The 12,204-nt window shown below is 67.4% G+C and carries 8 protein-coding genes and 1 tRNA gene; 2 read left to right on the plus strand and 7 right to left on the minus strand.

Annotated elements, in window-relative coordinates:
* Positions 1 to 63 precede the first annotated feature (63 nt).
* Positions 64 to 1,896: a phosphoenolpyruvate carboxykinase (GTP) gene (locus tag LDO86_RS03430; protein WP_018771225.1), complete on the plus strand. Its 1,833-nt coding sequence runs from the start codon at positions 64 to 66 to the stop codon at positions 1,894 to 1,896.
* Between the two features lie 75 nt (positions 1,897 to 1,971).
* On the opposite strand, the gene LDO86_RS03435 is transcribed toward LDO86_RS03430, so the two are convergent.
* From LDO86_RS03435 to LDO86_RS03450, 4 genes are all read right to left on the minus strand, one after another.
* The gene (locus tag LDO86_RS03435) at positions 1,972 to 3,132 is read right to left on the minus strand and encodes a globin domain-containing protein (protein ID WP_018771224.1); all 1,161 of its coding nucleotides are present in this window, start codon (positions 3,130 to 3,132) and stop codon (positions 1,972 to 1,974) included.
* Between the two features lie 138 nt (positions 3,133 to 3,270).
* Positions 3,271 to 3,720 (minus strand): Rrf2 family transcriptional regulator, encoded by a 450-nt coding sequence (locus LDO86_RS03440; protein ID WP_018771223.1) that lies wholly within the window; start codon positions 3,718 to 3,720, stop codon positions 3,271 to 3,273.
* Positions 3,721 to 3,735: 15 nt separating this feature from the next.
* Positions 3,736 to 4,233, minus strand: coding sequence for a hypothetical protein (locus LDO86_RS03445; RefSeq protein WP_144600277.1), 498 nt, complete (start codon positions 4,231 to 4,233; stop codon positions 3,736 to 3,738).
* Between the two features lie 6 nt (positions 4,234 to 4,239).
* Complete coding sequence (locus LDO86_RS03450; RefSeq protein ID WP_223993842.1) at positions 4,240 to 5,658, minus strand: phosphomannomutase/phosphoglucomutase; 1,419 nt, start codon at positions 5,656 to 5,658, stop codon at positions 4,240 to 4,242.
* Positions 5,659 to 5,849: 191 nt separating this feature from the next.
* On the opposite strand from LDO86_RS03450, the gene LDO86_RS03455 reads away from it, so the two are divergent.
* Positions 5,850 to 8,003 (plus strand): RecQ family ATP-dependent DNA helicase, encoded by a 2,154-nt coding sequence (locus LDO86_RS03455; RefSeq protein ID WP_224084463.1) that lies wholly within the window; start codon positions 5,850 to 5,852, stop codon positions 8,001 to 8,003.
* Here LDO86_RS03455 and LDO86_RS03460 read toward each other — a convergent pair.
* The 3 genes from LDO86_RS03460 to LDO86_RS03470 form a co-directional block, all read right to left on the minus strand.
* Positions 7,927 to 9,408: an MFS transporter gene (locus LDO86_RS03460; RefSeq protein ID WP_018771219.1), complete on the minus strand. Its 1,482-nt coding sequence runs from the start codon at positions 9,406 to 9,408 to the stop codon at positions 7,927 to 7,929. The genes LDO86_RS03455 and LDO86_RS03460 overlap by 77 nt on opposite strands.
* A 205-nt stretch (positions 9,409 to 9,613) precedes the next feature.
* Positions 9,614 to 9,702, minus strand: a tRNA-Ser gene (locus LDO86_RS03465).
* A gap of 189 nt (positions 9,703 to 9,891) precedes the next feature.
* On the minus strand, positions 9,892 to 12,135 hold the full coding sequence (locus LDO86_RS03470; protein ID WP_224084271.1) for a prolyl oligopeptidase family serine peptidase: 2,244 nt from the start codon (positions 12,133 to 12,135) through the stop codon (positions 9,892 to 9,894).
* Positions 12,136 to 12,204 lie beyond the last annotated feature (69 nt).

Genomic DNA, 12,204 nt, shown 5'->3' on the forward strand with positions numbered 1-12,204 from the left:
AACTCCACTGGTCCGGACCATAGCATTTAGCTCACACCGATGAACCCGAGGAAGGGAACTGCAATGGGCGATCTGGCGCAGAAGCCGCTGCTTGAGAAAGCACCCACCACACATGCCGGCCTGCTGGCATGGGTCGAAGAGGTTGCTGAGCTTACGCAGCCGGACCGCATTTACTGGGTTGACGGGTCCGAAGAGGAAAACACCCGCCTTACCGACGAGCTTGTTGCTGCCGGCACCCTGACCAGGCTCAACCAGGACCTCTTCCCGAACTCCTTCGCTGCGTTTTCCGATCCCGCCGACGTCGCCCGCGTCGAGGAACAGACCTTCATCTGCTCGGAAAACCGGCGTGACGCCGGCTTCACCAATAACTGGATGGAACCGCGGGAGATGAAGGAGAAGCTGCGCGGGCTGTTCGCCGGTTCCATGCGCGGCCGCACCATGTACGTCATCCCGTTCGTCATGGGCCACCTCGACGCAGAGGACCCCAAGTTCGGCGTGGAAATCACCGACAGTGCCTACGTTGTCGCTTCCATGCGCATCATGGCGAACATCGGCACCGAGGTCCTGGACAGGATCACGGCCACCAACGCCTTCTTCGTTCCGGCCCTGCACTCCCTCGGCGCACCGCTGGCCCCCGGCCAGGACGACGTGCCGTGGCCCTGCAACCCGGACAAATGGATTGTCCACTTCCCCGAAGAGCGCTCCATCTGGTCCTTTGGCTCCGGCTACGGCGGCAACGCCCTCCTTGGGAAGAAGTGCTACGCCCTGCGCATCGCCTCGGTCATGGCGCGTGACGAGGGCTGGCTGGCCGAGCACATGCTCATCCTCAAGCTCACCTCGCCGGAGAAGAAGTCGTACTACATGTCCGCGGCCTTTCCCTCGGCCTGCGGCAAGACCAACCTTGCCCTGCTCGACCCCACCATTGAAGGCTGGGAAGTCGAAACCCTTGGCGACGACATCACCTGGATGCGGATCGGCAAGGAAGGCGAGCTGCGCGCCACCAACCCGGAGGCCGGCCTCTTCGGCGTAGCCCCCGGCACCGGCTGGGGCACCAACCCGAACGCCATGCGCGCCATTGCCAAGGGCCACAGCATCTTCACCAACGTGGCATTGACCGACGACGGCGGCGTCTGGTGGGAGGGCATGACCGACGAGGTTCCGGCGCACCTGACCGACTGGCAGGGCAACTCCTGGACCCCCGATTCGGGCCGTCCCGCCGCCCACCCGAACTCCCGGTTCTGCACCCCTATCTCGCAGGTGGACATGCTTGCCGAGGAATACTACAGCCCGGAAGGCGTGGAGCTCTCGGCCATCCTGTTCGGCGGCCGCCGCAAGACCACCGTTCCCCTGGTCACCGAGGCACGCAGCTGGACCAACGGCATCTTCATGGGGTCCACCCTTTCCTCCGAAACCACGGCCGCAGCCGCCGGACAGGTCGGCGTGCTCCGCCGCGACCCGATGGCCATGCTGCCCTTCATCGGTTACGACGCCGGCGACTACCTGAAGCACTGGATCAGCGTCTCCGGGAAGGCCAACCCCGAACGCCTGCCGCACATCTTCCTGGTGAACTGGTTCCGCCGCACCGCCGACGGTGGATTTGCCTGGCCCGGCTTCGGCGACAACGCCCGCGTCCTGAAGTGGGCCATCGAGCGGATCGAAGGGAAGGCGGACGCCGTCGAAACACCCATCGGCTTCGTGCCCGCCGGCCATTCACTTGACCTCACCGGCCTTGACCTGACCCACGCCCACGTGGAGGACGCTGTCCGCGTGGACCGCGGGGAATGGGACGCCGAGCTGGCCTCCATCGAGGAGTGGTACGCCAAGTTCGGGGATTCACTCCCGGATGCCCTGCGTGCCGAGCTCGCTTCCCTCAAGGAACGCATGGCCAAGCACTAGTCACTGCTGAAGCCACGACGGCGGCCCCGCACCTTTTTCGAAAAGGTGCGGGGCCGCCGTCGTTGGATGGCTGTTTCAGCTGGCGAGCCAGATGTCCGGGCCGAAGACCTCGTAGTGGATCTTGGTGGCCGGGATGCCGGCGTTGATGGCCTCGTTGCGGATGTTCTTCATGAACGGCAGGGGGCCGCAGAGGTAGAGGGAGGCGTCCGCCGGAAGGTCCACTTCGCGCAGGGACATGAACCCTTCCCGGGCGCCCTCCACCGGCTTCTCCAGCCACAGCTGGAGTTCCGCGCCGTCCAGGCGCTCGACGTCGTCCGTCATCTGGCTGCGCAGGGCCCAGCTGTCCAGGGTGCTTTCGGCATGCAGCACCAGGACCTGCCGGTCGGAGCCTGATTCGGCGAGGGAGCGGAGGATGGAGGCGGTGGGCGTGCAGCCAATGCCGGCGGAGGCGAGGACCACGGGGCCGTCGCCCTCCTTGAGCGTGATCTCGCCGTAGGGGTTGGAGATCTCGACGACGTCGCCCACCTGGACGGTGTGGTGCAGGACGGGGGAGACCTCGCCGCCGTCGTCCAGCTTGGTGGTGAAGATGCGGCTGGTGCCTGCATCGCCGGAGAGGGAGTACTGGCGGACCTGGCGCAGCCCGTCCGGGAGGGCCACTTTGACGCTGATGTACTGGCCGGGCAGGGCGGGGGTGACGGGGGTGTCGTCGGCCGGCTCCAGGGTGAAGGTCATGGACCCGGTTCCTGCCGGTGCCTTGGCTGCCACCCGCCAGGGCGTCCACATTTTGTCGTTGGCCTGCGCGGCGTAGAGGCCCTTTTCGAGCTTGATCAGGGCGTCCGCCATCAGCCAGTACACCTCGGTCCAGGCTTCGGCGATTTCAGGAGTGATCACCTCGGCCAGGTCCTCGGCGATGGCGGCGAACAGGTGCTCGTAGACCACCTGGTACTGCGGCTCCGTGATGCCCAGGGAGGCGTGCCGGTGCGCGATGCGCGAAAGGACAGTTTCCGGCAGGGTGCCCGGGTTGTTCACCAGATGGGTGGCGAAGGCGGCGATGCTCCCGGCGAGGGCCTGCTGCTGGTTGCCGGAGCGCTGGTTGGAGCGGCTGAACAGGCCATCCATCAGTTCGGGGTGCGCCGCGAACAGGCGGGCGTAGAAGTTGGGGGTGATGGATCCGATCCGGGAACCGACCAGCGGCAGGGTGGCCTCAATGACGGGGCGGGACTTGTCCGAGAGCATCTGAACTCCTGAGGTAGTGGCCGGGGCCTTCGTCCGGCCGGAGGAAAACTCATATTTGAAATACGAGTATTTCTGCCTCAGTTCTACACCTTGTAGAAGTTTGAAATCAAACCGGGAGCCTGCGCTCGGATAGTCGGTTCAAAGCCCCGGGCGGAGGCCGATCATCTGGAAGACCGGAGCCATTTGCCGGGCCTGGGGGAGTTCCGCGATCACCACGGAGTCCAGCTCCGCATAGAAGGCTTCGCGGGCGCGGGCCAGTGCGCCGCGCAGTTTGCACTCGTTAATGAGCGGGCAGTTGCCGCCAGGCGCAACACAATCGGCAGGATCGGTGCGGGTATCAAGCTGCCGCAGGATCTGGCCCACGGAGGCGATCCGGCCCGCATGGCTGAGCCGGGAACCGCCGGACCGGCCCCGGACAACCTCAATCAGGCCCATGCTCCGCAGTTTGGCCATGGCCTTGCTGACATGGTTGTAGGGTGTGCCCACCGCGTCCGCGATGCTCTGGGTGGTGAGCAGCGTGCCGTCCGGAACGGCTGCGAGCACCATGAGTGCTCGCAGGCTGACGTCAGCGAAGGCATTGATCTTCATGGCTGCGGGTCCGGTCTAGTCCACCCAGATCGCAGGCTCGCTGGCGTCCGCGCCCAGTTCGCCGAACTCCCAGGACTGTGTGGTTGCGTTGGCGGAGTATGGCAGCACGGCCGCAAACAGGGATCCGTCGCGGTGTTCGGCGGCCACATGGATGGCGTCCGAATCCTCCTCCACCAGCAGGATGTCGCAGACCACCGCGGCGGCGCGGAAATCGTCCCGGTTCTGGCGGAGGAGGGCCTGAAGGTCGTGGATCATGGCATCCGCGTCGAAATCCCCGTCCGCGCCGTCGGCGGCATCAGCAGGCGAGACGGCCACCAGCCGCACCTCGCCGTCGTTCTGGACTGTCAGCGCGAAAGGCAGGAAACCGCCGTTGCGCTGGAGCTGCTCCTGGGCCGCGCTGACGCCCGTGCCCAGGAGGTTCTCCAGGTCAGTTGCCGTGGCCTCGGAGACGGAATCGCGCCAGCTTTCCTGCCCGCCGGTTCCGCCCGCTGCCTGCCCCGTGTGGTCAGCCATCCGCTGCTAGGCCCGCACCAGGGACAGGACGCGGTCGCGGATGCGTTCCATGGTGGCCCGGTCCGTTGCCTCGGCATTGAGCCGCAGGAACGGTTCGGTGTTGGAAGGGCGGAGGTTGAACCAGTAGCTGCCGTCGTTGGCCGTGAACGTGCTGCCATCCATGTTGTCCACGGTGAGGTCCTCGTCCGCGAAGGCCTGGCGCACCCGCTCCACCGCTGCGGGCTTGTCCTCCACCTCGGAGTTGATCTCGCCGGAGCTGACATACGGCTCGTATTCGCGGGCCAGCTCGGAGAGCGGGCCGTCCTGCTCGCCCAGGGCTGCCAGGACGTGCATGGCGGCCAGCATGCCGGTGTCAGCGTTCCAGAAGTCGCGGAAGTAGAAGTGGGCGGAGTGCTCGCCGCCGAATACTGCGCCTTCCTTTGCCATGACTGCCTTGATGAAGGAGTGGCCCACGCGCGTGCGGACGGCGCGGCCGCCGTCGTGCTCCACCAGTTCGGCGACGGCGCGGGAGGTCAGCAGGTTGTGGATGATGGCGGGCTTTTCCTCGCCCTGGGCCTTGGCGCGGGCGATCTCGCGGCGGGCCACCATGCCGGTGATGGCCGACGGCGAGACGGGCTCGCCCTTCTCGTCGATGACAAAGCAGCGGTCGGCGTCGCCGTCGAAGGCCAGGCCGATGTCCGCGCCGTGTTCGATGACAGCTGCCTGCAGGTCGCGGAGGTTTTCCGGCTCCAGGGGGTTGGCCGGGTGGTTGGGGAAGGAACCGTCCAGTTCGAAATACAGGGGAACGATATCGAAAGGCAGCTTGGGCAGCAGCGCGTCACCCAGGACGGCCGGGGTGGTCAGGCCGGCCATGCCGTTGCCTGCATCCACCACCACCTTCAGGGGGCGGGACGCGGAAAGGTCAACGAGCTTGCGGAGGTACTCGGAGTAGTCCTTGAGCACGTCGCGGACACTGATGAGGCCGCGCATGCCGCCTGCGGGGATGGACCCGGAGTTGAGGTACTGCTCCGCGAGGGCCTGGATTTCCTTGAGGCCGGTTTCGGAGGAGATGGGGACGGCGCCCGCCTTGGCCATCTTGATGCCGTTGTATTCGGCGGGGTTGTGGCTGGCGGTGAAGGTGGCCCCGGCGCGGTTGAGGAACCCGCAGGCAAAGTACAGCTCATCGGTGGAGATCAGGTCCAGGAGCTCCACATTGGCGCCGCGGGCTGCCGCTCCGTTGGCGAAGGCCTTGGTGAACTCGGGGGAGGAGGGGCGCATGTCCCCGCCCACCACGATGGTCTGGCCTTCGAGCTGCAGGACATCCACGAACGCGGCCCCCACGGCTTCGACGATTTCGGCGGTGATCGACTCGCCTACAATCCCACGGACGTCGTAGGCCTTGAAGGATGCCGAAAGGTCAAATGTCGTTGTCTGTTCGCTAGTCACGGGCTTTATCTTACGTGGGCAGCGCTTCCGGCCAATGTGGATTGGGGAGCTCTTTCGTAACGGGTCCGCTTTGCGGCCGGCTTTCCACATAGCAGCCCGCGGCTGTGCAGGGTGTCGGAGGGTGCTGGGATACTGAACCAATGGCCGATAACCAGTACACGTCCACAGTTTCCGCTACCGCCGCTGCAGACATGGCAGCTCCCGGCGCACCGGGCACCGCCACCCATGCCGAAGCGCTTGAGGTCCTGCGGGGCCTGGTGGGGCACCCGGACGCGGTCTTCCATGACGGGCAGTTTGAGGCCATTGAGGCACTGGTCGACGGCGGGCGGCGGGCTTTGGTGGTGCAGCGCACCGGCTGGGGCAAGTCGGCTGTGTACTTCGTGGCCTCCCTGCTGCTGCGGCGCCGGGGCGCCGGGCCCACCCTGATCGTCTCGCCGTTGCTTGCCCTGATGCGGGACCAGGTGGCCGCCGCCGCCCGGGCCGGGGTGCGCGCCGTTGCCATCAACTCCGCCAACCAGCTGGAGTGGGACGCCGTGCGTGGCCAATTGGCCGCCGATGAGGTGGACGTCCTCCTAGTCTCGCCGGAGCGGCTGACCAATCCCGCGTTCCGCGAAACCCAGCTGCCCGAACTGCTCCGCCGGACCGGCCTGCTGGTCATCGATGAAGCCCACTGTATTTCCGACTGGGGCCACGACTTCCGCCCCGACTACCGCCGGATCGCGGACCTCATCACGCGGCTGCCGGATTCCGTCCCCGTTCTGGCGACCACCGCCACGGCCAACTCACGCGTGGTGCACGATATCGAAGAGCAGCTCGGTGAGGGAGTCCTGACCATCCGCGGCTCCCTGGGCCGTGACTCGCTGCGGCTTGGTGTCCTGTCGCTCCGTGACTCCAAGGAACGGCTGGGCTGGCTGCTGACCCACCTGGCCGATCTTCCGGGCAGCGGGATTATTTACACCCTTACCGTTTCCGCGGCCGAGGACACCGCCCGCCTGTTATCAGAAGCGGGGCACAACGTACTCGCCTACACCGGACGGACCGATCCCGCGGACCGTGAACGGGCCGAGCAGTTACTGAAGGACAACCAGGTCAAGGCGCTGGTGGCCACGTCCGCCCTGGGGATGGGCTTCGACAAGCCCGATCTTGGCTTCGTCGTCCACCTCGGTGCGCCGTCCTCGCCCGTCGCCTACTACCAGCAGGTGGGGCGTGCCGGACGTGGTGCCGCCAACGCGGACGTCCTGCTGCTCCCGGGCGCGGAGGACCGTGAGATCTGGCAGTACTTCGCCACCGCGTCCATGCCGTCCGAGGAGAAGGCCGGAGCCGTGCTGACGGCCTTGGCTGAAGCCGGAACCGCCCTGTCAACCGTGGCGCTGGAGGCCAGGGTGGACCTTCGCCGCACGCCGCTTGAGCTGTTGCTGAAGGTGTTGTCGGTGGACGGGGCGGTGGAACGGGTCGGCGGGGGATGGCGGTCCACCGGCCAGCCCTGGGTTTATGACGCGGAACGCTACGGCCGCATTGCCGAGGCACGAGTGGACGAGCAGGACTCCATGGTGATCTACCAGGACACCGCAGGATGCAGGATGGAGTACATCACCTCGGTCCTGGATGACGAGACGGCCCGTCCCTGCGGGCGGTGCGACAACTGCGCCGGCCGGTGGTTCCCGGCAGACGTGGCAGCCGATGCCACGGCGGCGGCCGGCCAGACCCTGAGCCGGGCCGGCGGCGTCCTTGAACCGCGCCTTCAGTGGCCCAGCGGGATGGACCGGCTGGGAGTACCGGTGAAAGGAAAGCTCAAGCCGGCAGAGGGCCTTTCGGAGGGACGTGTCCTGGCCCGGCTGACCGACCTGGGGTGGGGCGGTGCCTTGCGGGAGCTGTTTGCCGCCGGCGCGGAGGACCGGCCGGTGGATCCCGGCATGCTCCAGGCCTGCGTGCAGGTCCTGCGCGAATGGGGAACCGGCGATGCCCGGAACCCGGGCTGGAGCGGCGCGGGCAGGCCGGCCGCCATCGTGGGTATGCCGTCCCGCAGCAAACCGCAGCTGGTGGGCTCGCTGGCCAGGGGGATTTCCGAGATCGGGCGCATTCCCTACCTTGGTGATCTGCAGCCGGCGCACGGCGGTCCCACCGGCGGACGCGGCGGAAACAGCGCTTACCGGCTGGCGGGCGTGTGGGACAGGCTGGTGGTGGGCCCGGAGCTCGAAGCCGCCCTGCAGTCCGTCCAGGGCCAGACGGTCATGCTGATTGATGACCTCGCCGACAGCCGGTGGACCCTTACCGTCGCGGGGCGCGCCCTTCGGCAGGCCGGGGCGGGAGCGGTGCTTCCCCTGGTTTTGGCCCAGGCCGGCTGACGGCTGCCCCCGCATGGCGGGGGAGCAGGATGCTGTCCGCGGTGCTGGCCAGCATCAGGACGGCCATTGCCACAAAAGCGCCGCGGAAGGGCCCGGCGGGGTCCTGCGGTCCGAGGGCCAGCCCGTCAAAGGTCCGGATAAGCAGGGCTGCCACCGCGATACCCGAGCCGGTGGCCAGCTGTACCAGGGTGGCCGACACCGTGTTGGCGGAGGTCAGCTGTGCCGGCGGGATGTCGGCGTACTGCACGGAGGCATAAGCCGAGAAACCGATGGAGCGGAAGGCCCCGCTGCACACCAGCAGCACAAACATCACCGCCTCAGGGGTCTGCGGTGTCAGCAGGGCACAGAGGGCGAAGGTGACGGCGGAGGCCAGCGAGGCGAACACCAGCATTGCCTTGAAACCGAACTTCCGGATCAGCGGGGTGGTGGCCGGTTTGATCCCGATATTCCCAATGAACACGGCCGCCACCAGCGCCCCGGCATGCAGGGGAGACCAGCCGAACCCGGTCTGGAACATCAGGGGCAGCAGGAACGGCACTGAACTGATGGTGACCCGGTATATGAACCCGCCGGTGGCCATAGCCCGGAAGGTCCGGGTGCGGAAGACCTGCAGGTTGAACAGCGGATGGGGAGTCCTGCGCATCCAGAACACGGCCCCGGCTAGGGCGGCAACCCCGGCGGCGGCACTGATCCCGGCCCAAGGCAGTTCAGGATGGCTGCTGGCCAGTTCCAGACCGGCCACGAGTGCGCCCACCCCCACCGTGGTCAGGGCCATTCCGGGCCAGTCCAGCCGCCGGTGCGGATCTCCCGGAGCCGGGGGGACCAGGCGCAGGGCGGCGGCAAACGCGGCGGCACCAAGGGGAATGTTCACCAGGAAGATCCAGTGCCAGGAAAGGTACGTGGTGAGCGCGCCGCCTACCAGCGGCGCGAGGACGGGTGCCAGGAGCCCGGGCCACACCAGGAAGGCGGTGGCACGCAGTAATTCGGATTTCGGCGTTCCGCGCAGGACCACCAGGGTTCCCACCGGCACCATCATGGCCCCGCCAACGCCCTGGGCGATGCGGCTCAGCGTCAGCGTGGCAAGGTCCTGGCTGAGGGCGCAGGCCAGGGAAGCGAGCGTGAAGATGGCGATGGCCGCGCAGAACATCCGCCTGGCGCCGAACCGCTCCGCCAGCCAGCCGCTGATGGGGATGCCGACGGCTACCGTCAGCAGGTACGCGGTCATGGTGATGTTGACGTCGGCGGCGGGGATGGCGAAGTCCGACGAAATGCTGGGAATGGCCGTGGTCAGGACCGTGCCGTCCAGGAATTCCATGAAGAACGTTGCCGCCACCAGAAGCGCCAGGCGTGGATTCCATGCCGCCCGGCCCACATCCGGTTGGTTTGAGTTGCTGCGTGCCGCCATGCGCTAATCCTGCCACTGCGGCAAGGCCTGCGCGCCCAGCGTCCGGCTACCGGACAGCGTTTTCCGCGGACCGGGCCCACGCCCGGCGTATCAGAAGCTTGTTCGCGTTTCCGAACCTTCAAGGCGCTGATTCGCCAACGGGCTTAGGACTGGCCAGGGGCCCCGGAAACGCAAAAGGCCCCGGTCCAGGGACCGGGGCCAAACGCGGAGACGGGGGGATTTGAACCCCCGGTCGAGTTTAACCCCGACCCTTCATTAGCAGTGAAGTCCATTCGGCCGCTCTGGCACGTCTCCAATTGCTATTCCTAGCCCACCAAGGATACGCAGATCCGGCCATGCAGTGCAAAACGGTCCCCGCCACGGCCGCGGGCATGCCGGCCGGGGCCCCGGCGTCCTATGGCAATCGTTGCCCGGGGCGGACGATGCGGATTTCCGGGAGGCCGGAACCGGCCCTCCGGACAGCCAGCCAGGGGCCCACGCCGGTCAGCCTGCCAGCGCCTTCCACAGGAAGTGCTGGCTGCGGGCCTGCAGCGCGGCAGCCTGCCGGTTGTCCGAGGCGCCAGCATGGCCACCCTCCAGGGCTTCGTGGAACCAGACGTTGGGGATGCCCATGGCCAGCATCCGGGCTGCCATCTTCCGCGCCTGCACGGGGCCAACCCGGTCATCGGAGGTTGCCGTCCAGATGAAGGTCTCCGGGTACTCCACCGCGTCCTTGAGCAGGTGGTAGGGCGAGAAGGTCCTGATGTACTCCCACTGTTCGGGAACGTCCGGGTTCCCGTACTCGGCGATCCACGAATGGCCGGCGGAGAGCTTGGTGTAGCGGCGCATGTCCAGCAGGGGCACTCCGCAGGAGACGGCCCTGAACAGTTCGGGGTACCGGGTGAGCATGTTGCCCACCAGGAGGCCGCCGTTGGAGCCGCCCACGCAGCCCAGGCGTCGGGGCGAGGTGACGCCGCGGGAGATGAGGTCCCGTGCCACGGCCGCGAAGTCCTCGTAGGCCCGGTGCCGGTTTTCCTTCAGTGCCGCCCGGTGCCAGGCGGGCCCGTACTCCCCGCCGCCCCGGATATTCGCCACCACGTACACTCCGCCGCGGGAGTGGGGCGCCTTCCCGCCGTCGCCGCCGGACAGCGTGGTCCGCCGCTCCAGCCATGCCCGGCCCACCGTGCCGCTGTAGGACGGCGTCCGCGAAACCTCAAACCCGCCGTAGCCGGACAGCTGGGTGGGGTTCTGCCCGTCCAAAGCCAGCCCCCGCGGAGCAATCTGGAAATACGGAACCCGGGTGCCGTCGTCGGACACTGCGAAGTGCTGCTCCACTTCATAGTCAGTGTCGGCAAAGAACGACGGCGAGGCCTTGATTGCCGCATGCCGGCCCACCACGCCGGACGTCCCGGCGCTGTGCTGCTCCAGGGTGCCGCGCATGAGCGTGGTGGGGGTGGTGAAACCGGTGGCGACGAGCCAGAAGTCGTCGCCGGCGCCGCCGTCGGCTGGTCCGTCGTCCTCGTCGTCCACGGCGTAGGCATTCACGTCATGCAGCGGTGGGCAGGCGTCAAGGAGGGTGGCCGCCCAGCCGCAGTCCGTGGTGCCGGCGGGCCTGGATGGATCCAGGACCCGGATTTCCGAGGAAACGTCCCTGAGCAGGTTCAGCAGCAGGAAGCTGCGGGTCCAGCTCCAGGACTGCAGCGATGTGTGGTCATCGGGGGTGAACAGCACGGTGAGCTGCCGGCTCCCGGCGAGGTAGTCCTCGAAGTTTGCGGCGAGCAGGGCGCCGGAGGGGTAGGTGGTTCCGTCGAGGACCCAGTCCTGTTGCGGGCGGAAGAGCAGCCATTCCCGGTGCGCGCTGACGTTGACGTCGGTGGGCACATCGATCGGCGTCCAGTCACCGTCCCGGAGCACAAAGTTGGTCCGGTTGAAGAAGTCGATGTAGTCAACAGCGAAGGTGCGCTCAAATCCGGGTGTGGAATCGTGCGCCGCGACGGCCATCATGTGGTCCTCCGGCACGTCGAAAAGGCGCGGGGCAGCGGCCAGGGAACCGCCGCGTTTGAGGGTCACCGCTGTGCGGGCGTAGGACGACGCGGTCTTGGGCAGGCCTTCCGCGGTGGAGGAAACCAGGAGTGTGTCGGCATCCAGCCACGACACGTTGCCCTTCGCCGTCGGCAGGTCGAACCCGCCCCGGGCGGGGTCAACGAAGCCGCGCGCCTCGACGTCGAACTCGCGGTAGCGGTTCGCGTCGCCGCCGTCGGGGGACAGGGCCAGCAGCGCCAGCCGGTAGGGGGCTCCGGCCGCGGGGCGCAGGAACGTGGCGCCGTGGAACACCCACTCTTCGCCTTCGGTCCGGGACAGCTCGTCCACGTCCAGCAGGACGTCCCAATCGGGGGAATCGGTGAGGTAGCTCTCCCAGGTGGTCCGCCGCCACAGGCCCTTGGGGTTCTGGCTGTCCTTCCAGAAGTTGTAGTACCACTCGCCCCGCTTGCCCACCATGGCGATCCGGTCCGTGGAGTCCAGGACCTCCAGGATGCTGGTCTCCAGTTCGGCGTACCCGGCGTCCTCCAGCAGGTCCTCGGTCCGGGAGTTCTGCTCCCTGACCCAGGCCAGCTGTTCCTCGCCGTAGATGTCCTCCAGCCACACATTCTCGTCGACGGGCACGGGCGCAGTTCCCTGGGATGCGGTGCCGGAGGTGTCCTGGCCGGGGCCGGGAGCGGAGGCTTGATCAGCTGCTGTGGTGGTCATGCGCCCCATCCAAACAACATCCCCCAAGGCTGGCAAGTCAAGCGTCCGGCACATCCTCCGCTTTCAGCC

Origin of the sequence: Arthrobacter sp. StoSoilB19, from assembly GCF_019977275.1 — a bacterium.
In the GTDB taxonomy this organism is placed as follows: Bacteria; Actinomycetota; Actinomycetes; order Actinomycetales; family Micrococcaceae; genus Arthrobacter.